This window comes from Methylomonas koyamae (assembly GCF_001644025.1).
GTDB lineage: Bacteria > Pseudomonadota > Gammaproteobacteria > Methylococcales > Methylomonadaceae > Methylomonas > Methylomonas koyamae_A.
On record NZ_LUUK01000232.1, the window covers coordinates 1 to 14,929 of the forward strand.

14 protein-coding genes and 1 tRNA gene are annotated in these 14,929 nt (G+C 52.2%); 4 read left to right on the forward strand and 11 right to left on the reverse strand.

What is annotated here, in order from left to right; all coding sequences use genetic code 11:
• Nucleotides 1–68: 68 nt before the first annotated feature.
• Nucleotides 69–347: a hypothetical protein gene (locus A1355_RS25475; protein ID WP_157198014.1), complete on the reverse strand. Its 279-nt coding sequence runs from the start codon at nt 345–347 to the stop codon at nt 69–71.
• Between the two features lie 181 nt (nt 348–528).
• Here A1355_RS25475 and A1355_RS23675 point away from each other — a divergent pair, with 181 nt between their 5' ends.
• The 3 genes from A1355_RS23675 to A1355_RS23685 all read left to right on the forward strand — a co-directional run bounded on the left by A1355_RS23675 (nt 529) and on the right by A1355_RS23685 (nt 3,497).
• Nucleotides 529–816, forward strand: a complete 288-nt coding sequence (locus tag A1355_RS23675) for a hypothetical protein (RefSeq protein ID WP_157198015.1) — start codon at nt 529–531, stop codon at nt 814–816.
• A gap of 518 nt (nt 817–1,334) precedes the next feature.
• On the forward strand, nt 1,335–2,474 hold the full coding sequence (locus A1355_RS23680) for a ParB N-terminal domain-containing protein (protein ID WP_064031746.1): 1,140 nt from the start codon (nt 1,335–1,337) through the stop codon (nt 2,472–2,474).
• Nucleotides 2,475–2,492: 18 nt separating this feature from the next.
• Entirely contained in the window at nt 2,493–3,497 is a 1,005-nt protein-coding gene (locus tag A1355_RS23685) for a hypothetical protein (RefSeq protein WP_064031747.1), read from the forward strand.
• A 7-nt stretch (nt 3,498–3,504) separates the two neighbouring features.
• On the opposite strand, the gene A1355_RS23690 is transcribed toward A1355_RS23685, so the two are convergent.
• The 9 genes from A1355_RS23690 to A1355_RS23730 form a co-directional block, all read right to left on the reverse strand.
• Entirely contained in the window at nt 3,505–4,449 is a 945-nt protein-coding gene (locus tag A1355_RS23690) for a DNA cytosine methyltransferase (RefSeq protein WP_064031748.1), read from the reverse strand.
• A gap of 594 nt (nt 4,450–5,043) precedes the next feature.
• Nucleotides 5,044–7,122: a polyribonucleotide nucleotidyltransferase gene (pnp, locus tag A1355_RS23695; RefSeq protein WP_064031749.1), complete on the reverse strand. Its 2,079-nt coding sequence runs from the start codon at nt 7,120–7,122 to the stop codon at nt 5,044–5,046.
• Between the two features lie 83 nt (nt 7,123–7,205).
• Nucleotides 7,206–7,475 carry a 30S ribosomal protein S15 gene (gene rpsO, locus A1355_RS23700; protein ID WP_064031750.1) on the reverse strand — a complete coding sequence of 90 codons (270 nt, stop codon included), beginning with the start codon at nt 7,473–7,475 and terminating at the stop codon, nt 7,206–7,208.
• A gap of 105 nt (nt 7,476–7,580) precedes the next feature.
• Nucleotides 7,581–8,492: a tRNA pseudouridine(55) synthase TruB gene (gene truB / locus A1355_RS23705; RefSeq protein ID WP_064031751.1), complete on the reverse strand. Its 912-nt coding sequence runs from the start codon at nt 8,490–8,492 to the stop codon at nt 7,581–7,583.
• Nucleotides 8,492–8,890 (reverse strand): 30S ribosome-binding factor RbfA, encoded by a 399-nt coding sequence (rbfA, locus tag A1355_RS23710; RefSeq protein WP_064031752.1) that lies wholly within the window; start codon nt 8,888–8,890, stop codon nt 8,492–8,494. Before rbfA ends, truB begins: the two co-directional genes overlap by 1 nt.
• The gene (gene infB / locus A1355_RS23715; RefSeq protein ID WP_064031753.1) at nt 8,891–11,560 is read right to left on the reverse strand and encodes a translation initiation factor IF-2; all 2,670 of its coding nucleotides are present in this window, start codon (nt 11,558–11,560) and stop codon (nt 8,891–8,893) included.
• A gap of 14 nt (nt 11,561–11,574) precedes the next feature.
• A complete protein-coding gene (gene nusA / locus A1355_RS23720) occupies nt 11,575–13,086 on the reverse strand; it encodes a transcription termination factor NusA (RefSeq protein WP_064031754.1) in 1,512 nt (503 codons plus the stop codon).
• Nucleotides 13,076–13,561, reverse strand: coding sequence for a ribosome maturation factor RimP (gene rimP / locus A1355_RS23725; RefSeq protein ID WP_064031755.1), 486 nt, complete (start codon nt 13,559–13,561; stop codon nt 13,076–13,078). The genes nusA and rimP overlap by 11 nt, the downstream gene beginning before the upstream one ends.
• Before the next feature lie 143 nt (nt 13,562–13,704).
• A tRNA-Phe gene (locus tag A1355_RS23730) sits at nt 13,705–13,780 on the reverse strand.
• Nucleotides 13,781–14,184: 404 nt separating this feature from the next.
• Between A1355_RS23730 and A1355_RS23735 the strand changes: the two genes are divergently transcribed.
• Complete coding sequence (locus A1355_RS23735; protein ID WP_064031756.1) at nt 14,185–14,502, forward strand: hypothetical protein; 318 nt, start codon at nt 14,185–14,187, stop codon at nt 14,500–14,502.
• 121 nt (nt 14,503–14,623) lie between these two features.
• Here the strand turns inward: A1355_RS23735 and A1355_RS25480 are convergent, their stop codons facing one another.
• Nucleotides 14,624–14,797 (reverse strand): hypothetical protein, encoded by a 174-nt coding sequence (locus A1355_RS25480; RefSeq protein WP_157198016.1) that lies wholly within the window; start codon nt 14,795–14,797, stop codon nt 14,624–14,626.
• Nucleotides 14,798–14,929 lie beyond the last annotated feature (132 nt).

Consider the following 14,929-nt stretch of genomic DNA (forward strand, 5'->3'; position numbering starts at 1 on the left):
TAAGTCCGACAGGCTCCTAGTACGAGACAAGTCAAACGAATCCGAACGACTCGGGTTGCTGCGAAGACTCAAGTCCGTATTCCGACCAAAATCAGCCAGCCATTTCGCTTTAAAACCGCCACCAGTTCCGATGCAAACCCAGCCATCGATCCGATGTCATTTCGCCAGCGTTGAATGACAGCTTTTGGAAGTGATGAATTGGCGCAATTGTCCCCTTCCCGCCGGATAAGGTTTAAGTTACGGTAGCCGAAAAAGGCAAATACGCTGTCATTCAAAATGTCATTGCGCGCCGTGAATCGCGGGCTTAATAGGATGGCAAAATAAATCCGGCCTCGCATGATCTTCATTGACAGTGCCGCCGATCAACCACACCGTTCCCGTCGAAACCGGCAGCGGTGCGGTTTGAACAGTCAGGTGTCCGCGTTCGACCGGCAGCGGTGCCGTCGCGACAGGCCATGTTGCCTTTGATACCGGCAGCGTTCTTATCTCAACATGCAGTATCTTCATATGAACATCCAGGGTTCCACAGTGAACGTGCAAACCTTTACGCTGAACACGCAGCCTTTTAATATGGACAGTCAGCACCGCTTGTTTAACACGCAAGCGCCGCTGTTGATCGGACACGCGTCGCTGTTCGGCAGAGACGACTGCCTGTCAATCAGTGGCGGCTCGGTGTTTAGTCGAGATCGTCGCCTGTTCATCGGCGAACGCCCGGCGTCGAGTTGCGGAGCGCCGGTGTTAAACACGCTGCTCTCGGTGTTTGCATTAGAAGCTTGCCTGTTGATCAGGCGTCGCTCAATGTTCAACAGAGGATGATGGGTGTTTATCTAACATCGGTCCGTGTCCGCAATGGATTGTCGGTGTTGTAATGGCAACTCGCCGAGTGATAAAGACCCTGGACAGCTTCGATTCGCCCCAACCGCTAAGGATAGAGCAAGAACCCGCCAGATCGGCGTCAAGCTTCTGTCTCGGCGCCAGTGTAGCTCCAGGTCCGTCGCGCCGACGTTCGCCTTGCCAAGCGCCGCGATCGACAAGTTGCGGTGCCGGTAAGGTTCGTCGAAGTTTTGGTGGATAGCGTTGGCGCTCCGACGGAGCAAAGGCGCGGGCGCAATGAGCGAGATCGACCCTAAGCGGGAGTTAACGGATTAATATTGAATGTCTGGTTACAACTCCCAAACAGGCAGCTAAAGATGGAATAAAATGTGTCGGGGTGAAACCGTGTATTTGAGTCCCCTTCAAACTGGGTACCGCTCCGCTCGACTCAGCTACAGCCATCGTGTGCTAGACTCTTAAGAAACTACGAAATTAGTAAAAATATCCACATTAGGAATAGCATGGCAAGGGCATCTCAGCAAGCAGGGCGAGAAATTCAACAAATTGCGATTGACGATTTGCTTTTAGATGAAGACAACCCCAGGTTGCCAGCATCGATTCATCGTACGACTCAAGCGATTATTGACTACATCGCAGAAACAACTGCTATTGAAGAGTTAATGTCCGCCATAGCGGAAAATGACTTCTTTCCCGGAGAGCCATTAATTGCAGTTGAGTGCGAAAATCATCCAGATAAGTTTACAGTTGTAGAGGGTAATAGAAGGCTTACTGCTCTTAAACTACTGCAAGACCCTGCATTTTGCTCTAAGCCAGGAGCAAGAATGCGTGAAATTTCTAGTAGCGCTAAATTCAAACCTTCTGTAGTTCCGGTAATTGTGTGCACAAGCCGAGAAGAGGTATTGCCTTATCTTGGTTTCAGACATATTACTGGAATAAAGCAGTGGGAGCCACTATCAAAAGCACGTTACATAGAACAACTCTTTAATTTAACCAATGGAGCGTTTCCAGCCAAAGAACGGTATAGTGAAGTTAGCCGAACTATTGGTAGCAGGCGTGACCATATTAAGCGAAATTTGGATGCATTGGCTGTATATAGAGTTATAGAGAACAATAATTTCTATGAAATAGACGATTTAAATGAAGAAACAATTAAATTTGCAGTTTTATCGACAGCTATCGCAGACGATAAGATAGGAAATTTTATTGGGATTAATGTCAAAGATACAGATGGTAATATTCAAATTAGTGATCCAATTGTTGATGGCTCTGTCTTAAAGAAAAATGAAATATCCGAATTAACTCGTTGGTTATACGAAAAAAGCGAAAAAGGAAAAACAAGAGTTGGTGAGTCCAGAAACTTACGCGAACTAGCAGCTGTGGTTGACAATCCTCGGGCACTTGAAGCTTTTAGACGAGGATCGCCGCTCAAAATAGCTTACCAACAAACCGGCAATCTAATTAATGACTTTATTGAATTACTCTACCGAGCTGATGCCTCACTGACAGAAGCTGCTAGTATTGTAGCAACAATAGATTATGATGATGACGCATATTCTGTTGCTAAGCGAATACTGGAAAATATCAAGTTGATAGGCCGAGAACTAAAGGAAAAACGCTCTTCTAACGAAGATGGCTTTTGACATTTGAGGCAAGAAAGAATGGATTTTCAAATTGGCGAAATACATAAAAATACCCCTCATCTTTTTGCCGACTTAGCAGAGTTGGTGCTTGCCACCGGATATAACGGAAGACAAAACCTTCACAAAAACGATCTTATTGCGGTCATTGAAAATGGAAATATTAGCCCTGATGAGATAGATGAAGAATATGATGCAGATAATGAAGCTAAGCTGACGGGGCAAACCAGCGCAGAACGAAATATACGCTTAGAAAAACAGCTAGAAGACGTTCTAGCTCAATTAGGTTATCGCGCTAATTCTTTGGATAGTTTTTATCCATTCAATTTCGAAAATGCAAATTTAATTCTGATCAGTAATAGTCAACTTACAGAAAGGCAGCGCATTTACCGGTTTTTATTGGCTTGCTCTAGGTTGCGTTCGTTTGATAATAAATCGGGATTACATCAGCGTTGGGCGAAGTACTTTTCCTTATTGAGTAGAGAGGCAATGCGCGGATTATTCCCAAGTTACGCAGATGTCCGTATTTTCGATGCCAACTCAGACGACAGGCGAAATTATTACTCCACCAATCTCAAGCATGCAATCAAAAAGCTCGGTGAAGATTTAGCTGTAAATATAATTGAAGATGGATGGAGCCAATTATCAACGTCTGGTGATGAAGGTATTGATCTAGTGGCAACGATACCATTCGATGATGGAGCATCTGCAACGTTTGCCTTTTTAGGACAATGTGGCGCTCAAGAAACTGGTTGGCCAGCAAAAACATTAGAGGCGCATCCCATTAATCTTAGGCACTTATTTCACTGGCAATTTGACATTCCATGCGCCATGTTTACTCCGGTTTACTATCGAAGTTCTGATGGTCGTTGGGCATATAGTAAAAGTGCCAACGGTGTTCTATTGATTGATCGGGAGCGGATCTTAAAATTAATAGGGCTTCAGGATAAATGGGTTGAAATTACTGGTAGTGAGTGGTTTCAAAACTTTGAACAAGAGTTTGCCACTGTAAATACTTGTAGCTAACTCTAAATTAATCCCAAATCTCCGGCAACGCTCTAGCCACGGCTTCGAATAGTGGTGGCGGTACCGCGTTGCCGACCACTGTATACCTGTTATTCAAACTGCCAGATGACGAATCTGGAAACACCATATCACGCTTAAAACCTTGCAAGCGAGCAGCTTCTCGGTAACTAAACCGCCGGGCTCTACCTTCGCTTGCAAATCGCCAAACATTGTGTTCAATCTTCACCAAGCGGGGGCTCATGGGGTGCAATGGCATGTGGCGCGGGTTGGCCACAATTGTTTTTGATGGTTCGCACCAGCCACGCCAGCGGTTGCGAGATAAATAGTACCAGTGGAAATCCAAATCGTAAAACTCACCCTCCGGCCACTCGGGCATCCCTTCCAGCGCCGCACCAATAGTAGCGGTAGGTTCGGATCGTCCTTTGCCATGCGTCGGTAATGGAAATTCATATTCCAGTCCCAAATCGTTCCTCAGGCCAACAATAAAAATTCGTTTCCGCTCTTGCGGCACGCCATAATCGGCGGCATTCAAGACGCCGGCTTTCACGTTATAGCCAACTTCGGAAAAAACCTTAAATTGGTCTTCAAGCAAATGGCGAAAATTTGCCCGCACCATGCCAGACACATTTTCAACAATAAAGGCTTTTGGTTTGATTTGCTTGAGTGCGCGCGCAAACTCTAGGTAGAGGGTATTGATTTTCCGAGAAGGGTCGCGGACTCCCCCTTGGCTGAAACCTTGGCACGGGTAGCAGCCGACGAGGAGTTCTGCATCGGGGAAGTGTTCAATTTTTCTAATATCCCCCAACACATATTCCGTTTCAGGATGGTTGGCAACATAGACATCTTGAGCATACGGTAAGATGTCGTTTGCCATCAGCACATTGAACCCGGCGGCGAGCAATCCAGCATCAGAACCACCACACCCAGAGAAAAGAGAAACTGCGTTAGGCATTCGAATCCTTGACGTAATGAGGCATATAACAGTGAATCACGATTAAAATAACCAAACATCTTAACGGGTTAACACGCTATTTCATATACATTTCGCCTGAGGCTTTTTTGTATCCACTCTACTTCCGCTAAAGATTCTAAACTGGACAATCAAAGAAAAAAAATCGCTGTCAGTTTTTAGCCGATCCAAGGCATTCATAATTTGGTCGGGTATGAATCTGAACCGGTGGCGGTATGGCGAACGGAACGACTGGCGGTTTTAATTGGAATGCTCTCTCAAGACCTACCGACTGACGCAATCGCGGTTAATACCCTAAAATCTTTAACATGCCGCGCATCGCCGGATAATCCGGAATAACGCGTTCCAACGACGCTAGGGCCCGAAGCCGTTCAGTTTACCGCAGCGGCCCCGATCATTCGCCGCCTTAGGAGCGGTGCGGCGAGCATGTTCGGCAGTTCTAAACCTGAACGGTCAATCTGAACGCTGCCATCGCCGAGTAGGCTTTAGTGTCCGAATACAGGTGAACGCACGCCGGTCTCGGAGAACAAAAAAAGGGCCTCTCGGCCCTTTTCCTTATCGTTTAACGCGTGAAGATCAAGCGTTATCGACTTCTTTCATGCTCAAACGCACCCGGCCTTGGCGGTCGATTTCCAGCACTTTGACTTTTACCACATCGCCTTCCGACAGTTTGTCGCTGACTTTTTCGACACGTTCTTCCGAAATTTGCGAGATGTGTACCAAGCCGTCCTTACCGGGCAGTATCGTCACGAACGCGCCGAAATCCATCAACCGAACGACTTTACCTTCGTAAGTCTTGCCGACTTCGACTTCGGCGGTGATTTCTTCGATCATGCGTTTGGCTTCTTCACCGGCGGCTTTATCGACCGAAGCGATATTCACGGTACCGTCGTCGGTCAAATCGACGCTAGCGCCGGTTTGCTCGGTGATCGCCCGTATCGTCACGCCGCCCTTACCGATCACTTCGCGGATTTTGGCCGGATCGATTTTGAAGGTAATGATGCGCGGCGCGAAGTCCGACATTTGGGTGCGCGATGTGGACAAGGCTTTGTTCATTTCGCCCAAGATGTGCAGGCGGCCTTGCTTGGCTTGGTCCAGCGCGACTTTCATGATTTCCGGGGTAATGCCGTCGATCTTGATGTCCATTTGCAGCGCGGTAATACCGGTTTCGGAGCCGGCCACTTTAAAGTCCATGTCGCCCAAATGATCTTCGTCGCCCAGAATATCCGACAACACGGCGAATTGATCGCCTTCCTTGATCAAACCCATCGCGATGCCGGCGACCGGCGCTTTCAACGGTACACCGGCGTCCATCAGCGCCAAGCTGCTGCCGCACACCGACGCCATCGAGCTGGAGCCGTTCGATTCGGTAATTTCCGAAACGACGCGAATCACGTAAGGGAATTCGCCGATCGTGGGCGTCACGGCTTGCACGCCGCGCTTGGCCAGGCGGCCGTGACCGATTTCGCGGCGTTTGGGTGAACCGGTGCGGCCGGTCTCGCCGACGCTGAACGGCGGAAAGTTGTAGTGGAACAGGAAGGTGTCCTTGTATTCGCCCGCCAGTGCGTCGATGATTTGCGCGTCGCGCTCGGTACCCAGGGTCGCGACGACCAGGGCTTGAGTTTCGCCGCGGGTGAACAGTGCCGAACCGTGGGTTCTCGGCAATACGCTGGTACGAATCGTGATCGGTCTGACCGTGGTCAAATCGCGGCCGTCGATACGGGTGCGGTCGTTCAAAATCGCTCCGCGAACGACGTTGTATTCCAAGGTCTCGATAACGTCGCGTATGTCTTTTTCGGCAAACAGACCGTCCGCGGTCAATTTTTCGACAACGGCCGCGCGGATCGCGCTCAAGGCGTCTTGTCTGACCAGTTTCTCGGGAATTTGGTAGGCAGCTTTGATTTGCGCTTCGGCTTCGGCGGCAACGGCGGCTTTCAAGGCCTCGTTGTCGGCGGGCGCCGCCCAGTTCATGGCCGGCGTAGCGACTTCGGCGGCCAGTTCGTTGATCGCATTAATCGCGACCTGCATTTGCTCATGACCGAACAATACCGCGCCCAGCATCACGTCTTCCGGCAACAAATCGGCTTCCGATTCCACCATCAATACGGCTTTTTGGGTGCCGGCGACCATCAGACGCAAACGTGATTCCTTCAGTTGCGGCAAGGTCGGGTTCAACACGTATTGACCGTCGATATAGCCGATAGTCGCGGCGCCCAGCGGGCCGTTGAACGGCAAGCCCGAAACCGCCAACGCGGCGGATGCGCCGATAATGGCCGGCGCCTCGGTGTCTATCTCCGGGTTCAGCGACAATACCGTCGCGATGATTTGTACTTCGTTAGTAAAGCCTTCGGGAAACAATGGGCGAATCGGTCGATCGATCAAGCGCGAGATCAGGGTTTCGTTTTCGCTGGGACGGCCTTCGCGTTTGAAAAAACCGCCGGGAATTTTGCCCGCGGCAAAGGCTTTCTCTTGGTAGTCCACTGTCAATGGAAAAAAGTCGCCGCCGCTACTTTCCTTTTTACCGACCACAGTCACCAGCAGGGTGGTGCCCTCTACATCAATGATCACCGCGCCGTTGGCTTGGCGGGCGATTTCGCCGGTTTCTAGCGTGACGAGACGATCCCCGTACTGAAATTGTTTCCTGATAGGATTCACTATAAGGTTCCTTTTTTAAAGGTTGTGCTGAAATGTGCCTAAAAAAGAAACGGCGTTCGACACGCCGTTTCTTCCGGGCGGTATTACTTACGAATGCCCAGACGCTCGATCAAGGAGCGGTAGCGGGCCACATCGGTTTCTTTCAGATAATCCAGCAATTTGCGGCGTTGGTTAACCATGCGCAACAGACCGCGACGCGAATGGTTGTCTTTTTTGTGAGCGGCAAAGTGCGGTGTCAACTGGTTGATGTTCGCGGTCAACAAAGCCACCTGAACTTCGGTGGAACCGGTGTCGGAATCCGACAAACGATATTCTTCGACGACTGCTTTCTTTTGTTCTGCGGTTAATGCCATTTTAATCCCTATCGATTAATCAATTAAAAGAATGCCATCGGACGATGGCGAAGATGCGCCGCTTCCACAATAGGGTGTAGGAGCGTACGCGGTTTTCGAGGATAATCAAGCATTTCGATCATCCATCAGAAACAGTTTTCTAGGCGCTAGTTTACCATTCAATAGAATTTCGCCCAACCCCAAAAAGGTTTCGGGACCGTAGATTCTCACCGGCCCCGGCTGGCCGCCGCCGACTTCTATTTGTTGTCCCTGCCGTATCCGACCAGCCTCCTCAGCGGCCAAGGCTAGCGCCGGCACGCCGCGCAACGGTTCGTCCGGCGCGATCAAAACCGCTTGAAGCTGTTCGCTGCTCATCGCCTGCAATTGCTCAAACGTGTAGGCTTGCGCCAAACGAAACAATCCGGCTTCGGTTCGGCGCAACGCAATCACGGTCGCGCAGCTGCCTAACGCCTGCCCCAGATCCTCGACCAAGGAACGAATGTAAGTTCCCTTCGAGCAAACCACGTCCAATGTCAGTTCCCGATCGCTAGCCGCCAATAGTGTCAGCGCATAAATCGAAACCGGCCGCGCCTTGCGCTCGATCGTCAAGCCTTCGCGCGCCAGTTCGTAAAGCTTCCTACCGTTATGTTTCAACGCCGAATACATCGGCGGGACCTGGTCTATCGCACCGGTAAAGCGGGGCAAGGCGGCATTTAGCATCGCTTCGCTAAGCACAGGAACCGGCATTTCGGCAACGATGTTACCGTCGCTGTCGCCGGTGTCGGTCATCACGCCCAGCCGCATCGATACCGTATAGCGTTTGTCGTCGTCGAGCAGCATGCCTGACACCTTGGTGGCTTCGCCGAAACAAAGCGGCAACAATCCGGTCGCCAACGGGTCCAGCGCGCCGGTGTGGCCGGCCTTGTTGGCGTTAAATAAATGCCGGACTTCCTGCAAGGCCTTATTCGACGACACGCCTTGACGTTTATCGAGCAAGACGATGCCATGCACGTCGCGCCCGGACTTGCGCTTTGCCATTACTCGTCCTCGGACTTGCCGTTGTCGGACGCGTCGCTCTGATCCTGCCGCCCTTCCAGATCATGCAGCAATTCCGCGACGCGCATACCGGTGTCGAAGGAATGATCGTAATAAAAATGCAGCTCGGATATATGCCTGAGCCGCATCCGCTTCGCCAACTCGTGGCGAATGAACGGCGAAATTTCATTCAATACCTTGACGTTGGCGAGCTTGGCCGCGTCGTCGCCGTTCAACACCGTGATATACACTTTAGCCACCGCCAGATCCTTGGACAGCTCGACATCGTTGATCGTCACGAAACCCAGGCGAGTGTCCTTGACGTCGCGCTGCAAAATAGCCGCCAATTCCTTCTGCATTTCCGAGGCAACCCGCTGGCTGCGGCCGTATTCTCTCGCCATTTAGATTTCCCGTCTGACTTCGATACGCTCGAACACTTCGATCTGATCGCCGTTTTGCACATCGTTGTAGTTTTTCACGCCGATGCCGCACTCCATGCCCATCTTGACTTCAGTGACGTCGTCCTTGAAGCGGCGCAAGGATTCCAACTGGCCTTCGTAAATCACCACGTTGTTGCGCAACACCCGAATTGGCAGATTGCGCTTGACGAAACCGTCGATGACCATACATCCGGCGACCGCGCCGAACTTCGGCGAGCGGAACACGTCGCGCACTTCGGCCAAGCCGACGATTTTCTCTTGAATGTCCGGCGCCAGCATGCCGCTGATCGCGCGTTTCACTTCGTCGATCGCTTCGTAAATGATGCTGTAGTAATGCAGATCGATGTCTTTTTCTTCGATCAGCTTACGCGCCACCGCATCCGCCCGCACGTTGAAACCGATCAGAATCGCATTGGACGCCAGCGCCAAATTGGCATCGCCCTCGTTGATGCCGCCAACGCCGCCGAAGATGCATTTGACTTGAACTTCGTCGGTCGACAAACCTACCAACGATTCGCGCAACGCTTCCAAACTGCCCTGCACGTCGGTTTTGATCACCACGTTCAATGTCGACGTTTCGCCGGCGGTCATCCGTGAGAATACGTCGTCCAGCTTGGAAGCACCCATCGCCGCGTGGCGGCTGGATTTCTTGCGTTCCTCGCGGTGCGCCGCCAATTCGCGGGCCACCCGTTCGTTTTGCACAACCAGCAACTCGTCGCCGGCATCCGGCGTTCCGGAAAGACCCAGAATCTCAACCGGCGTACTCGGTCCGGCGGTTTTGATGGCGTGGGCGTTTTCGTCGAACATGGCCCGAATCCGGCCGTATTCGTGACCGCACAGCACGAAGTCGCCTTTATTCAGCGTACCTTTCTGGATCAGCACCGTCGCCACCGCGCCGCGCCCCTTATCCAGCCGCGATTCGATACAAACCCCGGACGCAACGCCTTCTTTAGGCGCCGTTAATTCCAGCACCTCGGCTTGCACGATTAAGGCTTCGATCAAATCGTCGATACCGACCCCGGTTTTTGCCGATACTTTCAGGAACTGCACGTCGCCGCCCCATTCTTCCGGCACCACGTTCAGCGTTGCCAACTCTTGCATGACCCGATCCGGGTTGGCTTCGTTTTTATCGATCTTATTCAGTGCCACGATAATAGGCACGTTAGCGGCGCGAGCATGCTCGATCGCTTCCTTGGTTTGCGGCATCACGCCGTCGTCGGCGGCCACCACCACGATCACGATGTCGGTGACTTCGGCGCCGCGCGCCCGCATCGCGGTGAACGCGGCATGGCCCGGCGTATCCAGGAAGGTGACCGCGCCGTGATCGGTTCTAACCTGATAAGCACCGATATGCTGAGTGATACCGCCCGCTTCGCCGGCGGCGACGCGGGTTTTCCGAATGTAATCGAGCAACGACGTTTTACCGTGGTCTACGTGGCCCATGATGGTAACGATGGGCGCCCTGCCGACCACTTTGACTTCGTCGGACTCGGCCATCACTTCCGCGAGCATTTCTTTCTCGAAATCGTCCTCGCTTTGCATGATCGGCTTATGCCCCATTTCCTCAACCAAGATCACCGCCGTTTCCTGATCGATAGTTTGGTTGATCGTGGTCATGATGCCCAATTTCATCAAATGCTTGATGACTTCGGCCGCCTTGACGTTCATCTTTTGCGCCAGATCGGACACGATGATAGTCTCGGGAATTGTCACTTCGTAGACCGTCGGCGCCACCGGTTTTTCGAACTTATGGCGAGCCTGAATATCCGGCTCGAAATCGGATTTGTCGCGCTTGGGTTGCGGCTTGGCCTTTTTACCCTTGCCGCGTCGCGGATCGCCGCTACGCGCGCTATCGACATCGACTTCGGGAACGGTGCCGCGGGTCGGCTTGAATTCGGCCTTTTTCTTGTGCAGTGTTTGTTGCTGCTTGGCTTCGGCCTTTTTCTTGACCTTTTCGGCGTTGCGCTGCACCGCCGCTTCGAGACGCTCTTTCTTCTCTTTTTCCAGACGCTGTTCCTCGGTCAATTCAACGACCGGGCTTTCGGCTTTCGGTTGAACAGGCTCGACGACGATTTCCGCTTCCGGTTTTTCGGCGGACACCTCGATGGCGGGCGAGACGGCAACCACCGGAGCAGCTTCCTCGACGATAGTCGGCGCGACTTCCACCGGCTGACTGGCGTCGCCGGCCGGTTGGGCTTTTAAGGCCTGCTGCTGGCGACGACGCTCTTCTTCCTCCGCCAAGCGCTTTTTCTGCTCATCCAACGCCAGTTTGGCGCGTTCGGCCTCTTTTTGGTCATCGCTGACATGCGCTTCGCTGCGCTTAATGTAAGTTTTTTGCTTACGGACCTCCACGCTGACGGTCTTGACGGCACTGCCCGGCGGCGAAGCCTGCTTCAATTCGGTTTTGGTGCTGCGCTTCAGAGTGATGCGCTTAGGCGCGGCGGCCTCCGGATCGGTTTCCGCTTTACCGTGGCGTTTGCGTAAATGGGCCAGCAACTTGAATTTTTCCTGGTCGTCTATCACGTCGTCGGGATCACTGGCGCTCAATCCGGCTTCCTTAAGCTGTTCCAAGAAACGCTCCAGAGGTATGCCGACAACCTCCGCCAACTCTCTAACTGTTTTATCGCTCATAGTGTCCTCCCGTCTCAGCCCTTGTCCTCTGCGAACCAAGATTCGCGGGCCTTCATGATTAGTTTACCAGCACGTTCTTCGTCCATGCCGGCAAAGCCGATGATATCGTCGATGGCCTGTTCGGCCAGATCGTCCAACGTGACAATGCCCTTGGCCGCCATTTCGCGAGCCAACTCTTCGTCCATGCCCTCCATCGCCAGCAATTCCTCGCTAGGCTCGGCGGTTTCGATTTTTTCTTCCGACGCGATCGCGCTGATCAACAAGGCGTCCTTGGCCCGACTGCGTAGCGCCTCGACCAATTCTTCGTCGAAACCGTCGATTTCCAGCATTTCCTCGACCGGGATGTAGGCAATCTCTTCGATGTTGTTCAAACCGACTTCGACCAAAACCGTGGCGATCTCTTCGTCCACATCCAGTTGCTCCATAAACAATTGCTTGGATTTGGCCGCTTCTTCGTCGTGGCTTTTGCCGAACTGAGCGGCGTCGATAATGTTCAGCTCCCAGCCAGTCAACTCGGAGGCCAAGCGCACATTCTGGCCGCCGCGCCCGATGGCCTGCGACAGGCTGTCGGTGGCGACCGCGACGTCCATGCTGTGTTTGTCCTCGTCGACGACGATCGATTGAATCTCGGCCGGTGCCATGGCGTTGATGACGAATTGAGCCTCGTTGGCGTTCCAGAGAATGATATCGACCCGTTCGCCGGCCAATTCGTTGGAAATAGCCTGTACCCGAGAGCCGCGCATGCCGACGCAGGCACCAACCGGGTCCAGCCGCGGGTCGTTGGCGCGAACCGCGATTTTAGCCCGCGATCCCGGATCGCGGGCGGCCGCCAAAATGTCGATCAAGCCTTCGCTGACTTCCGGCACTTCCAGCCGGAATAGCGCAATCAACAACTCCGGCGCGGTACGGCTAACAAACAATTGCGGACCGCGCTGTTCGGAACGAACGGCCTTCAAGTAACCGCGCACCCGGTCGCCCATTCGGACCGGTTCCTTGGGAATCATGTCTTCGCGAGCAATATAGGCTTCGACGTGGCCGCCCAAGTCCAAGTAAACGCTGCCTTTTTCGACGCGTTTGACAATGCCGGTCACCAATTCCCCAACCCGGTCTTCGTAGGCTTCGACGATCTTGCGGCGCTCGGCTTCGCGAACTTTTTGAATAATGACCTGTTTGGCGGTCTGCGCGGCGATCCGGCAGAACTCCACCGATTCGACTTCTTCCTCGACGTAGTCGCCAATTTGTATATTCGGCTCTTCGATCTGAGCGGCTTCCAACAGGATTTGCCAGCCCGGATGCTCGACATCGCCGTTAATATCCGGGTTCGCCTCGACCACCTGCCAACGCCGGTAAGTCGTATAGTCGCCGGTGTGGCGATTGATTTCCACCCGCGCCTTGACCGGGTTTTCGTAACGTTTGACGGTCGCCGCTTCCAGAGCGGATTCAATGGCTTGAAAGATCAACTCCTTGTCTATGTCTTTTTCGTTAGCGAAAACATCCGCCACCAGTAAAATTTCTTTATTTGCCATTGCGACCTCCTTTATTCAGTAAATATTCGGGTACCAAGCGCGCCTTACTCATCGTGTGAAACGGAATGGCGATTAAACGTTCGCCTTCCCGTAACACGACAGCGTCGCCCTCGACCGCCTTGATTTCCCCGGTGATCCGGCGGCGTTTGTCTATCGGCTTGAACAATGCGACCTGAACGCTGCTGCCGATGTAGCGCTCGAATTGATTTAGCTTGAAAAACGGCCGATCCGCGCCGGGCGACGAAACTTCCAATTGATAATTGCCTTGTATCGGGTCCTCGACATCCAATGCGCCGCTGACCTGATGACTGACTTTGCTGCAATCGTCCAATAAAATCCCGTTTTCGCTATCAATGTAGATGCGCAGCATGCCGTGCTGAGGATGCGGATTGTATTCGATGCCCACGCACTCGTAGCCAAGACCTTCGACAATCGGCTCTATCAACTCGACCAAATGTTCGGGAGCTTGCTTCATGACCGCCTAACCTTTTCAAACCCAAAAAAAAAGAGCCTCAGGCTCTTCCATAAACAACCAAGAACTTGCGAGCTTCGCCATTTCGAAGACCCACAAAACAAAAAACCCCTAAAAGGGGCTTTCGAGATCCACCAACCGGAACGTGGTGCCCAGGGACAGAATCGAACTGTCGACACGAGGATTTTCAGTCCTCTGCTCTACCGACTGAGCTACCTGGGCAATGTTTTCGGCCATAAGATTTGAGATACGTAAGAACCAGCCGAACTTTCGAATCTGATTAACCGCAGCCAAACTTAAAGCGCCCATTCTACCCAAATCGGACGACCTTGCCTAGCGTTTTTTAGATAAGCAATACAAACACAACGCTGCGATCTCGACGACGCGTCGAATTGGCGAGAGACAAAGCTATCTTAAATTTCAAGAATTTAATCCTGGCGTAGCGAGCCGAGTGCCCCCGGATATAGGCTCGGTGGTTAGGTTGAGCCGAATCGCGGGCCCGCAAGCAAAACCTGGATGGATTCGGTATTTTTGACTCCCCTAAAAATCCGAGTACAGGCCTAAAATCCCTTTTAATACGAACGGCCAACGCCTCCCAATCTGTTGCCGGTATGGCCGCCAACTAGATGCTAAAAGGTATCGTCGGATTAGCCGAATTCAAGCTCGATTTAGTTGGCGGAACAATCCGCCTTAAGAAGCGCCCATATGGCGAAAAAGACTCGCTGGAGCTGTGTCTGGAGGATTTTGCAGTATTTCATGACGGAGAGTTTTACCGCTTCATTATTTGCCACGCGTGCTCGGACGAACGATGGCTGCGCAATTTGCTAGCCAAATTGATAAGTACGACCTGGAAAGTCCCGGCGATGCCGCAATTAAGCGCTCAACAGATATTGATTGCGGAGGTATTCAAAACGACGCGCCAGCATTGGAATTTGGCCGGTTGACTTTTCGAAATCGTTCCAAAGGTAAAACGCGGAACGCAAACTCACGGCGTTTTACAGCGGATCAACCGAATCCGCTGTAAAACAAGACCTAACCCACTTGGATTTGAGCCGATAACGCTCTTTAGGTGTTCGGGTCGCCTTGAATCGCCCGATCGATCATGTAGACGCTACCGCGAATAACCGCGGCAAATAACAACGCGGACACGACGAACTCTAAAGGTAAACCCGCTAATACGCCTGCCGATGCCAACAGTCCGATAGCAGGGCCGGGTTTTCCAATTTTCGGAATTGTCATTTTGCCTCCTAAACCGTATTTCGGTCGATGAGTGAATACGATTCCACTATATCGCCGATAGAAAATTACACAATACCGCTGGATATTGATTAATTGTTTTCATAAAAGCAACAATAAGCGGTATAAGCTTAA

Coding starts and splice junctions, on each gene's coding strand:
- A1355_RS25475 (WP_157198014.1), bottom strand. CDS start 347: ATGAAGATCATGCGAGGCCGGATTTATTTTGCCATCCTATTAAGCCCG.
- A1355_RS23680 (WP_064031746.1), top strand. CDS start 1,335: ATGGCAAGGGCATCTCAGCAAGCAGGGCGAGAAATTCAACAAATTGCG.
- A1355_RS23685 (WP_064031747.1), top strand. CDS start 2,493: ATGGATTTTCAAATTGGCGAAATACATAAAAATACCCCTCATCTTTTT.
- A1355_RS23690 (WP_064031748.1), bottom strand. CDS start 4,449: ATGCCTAACGCAGTTTCTCTTTTCTCTGGGTGTGGTGGTTCTGATGCT.
- rpsO (WP_064031750.1), bottom strand. CDS start 7,475: ATGGCATTAACCGCAGAACAAAAGAAAGCAGTCGTCGAAGAATATCGT.
- truB (WP_064031751.1), bottom strand. CDS start 8,492: ATGGCAAAGCGCAAGTCCGGGCGCGACGTGCATGGCATCGTCTTGCTC.
- rbfA (WP_064031752.1), bottom strand. CDS start 8,890: ATGGCGAGAGAATACGGCCGCAGCCAGCGGGTTGCCTCGGAAATGCAG.
- infB (WP_064031753.1), bottom strand. CDS start 11,560: ATGAGCGATAAAACAGTTAGAGAGTTGGCGGAGGTTGTCGGCATACCT.
- nusA (WP_064031754.1), bottom strand. CDS start 13,086: ATGGCAAATAAAGAAATTTTACTGGTGGCGGATGTTTTCGCTAACGAA.
- rimP (WP_064031755.1), bottom strand. CDS start 13,561: ATGAAGCAAGCTCCCGAACATTTGGTCGAGTTGATAGAGCCGATTGTC.
- A1355_RS23735 (WP_064031756.1), top strand. CDS start 14,185: ATGCTAAAAGGTATCGTCGGATTAGCCGAATTCAAGCTCGATTTAGTT.
- A1355_RS25480 (WP_157198016.1), bottom strand. CDS start 14,797: ATGACAATTCCGAAAATTGGAAAACCCGGCCCTGCTATCGGACTGTTG.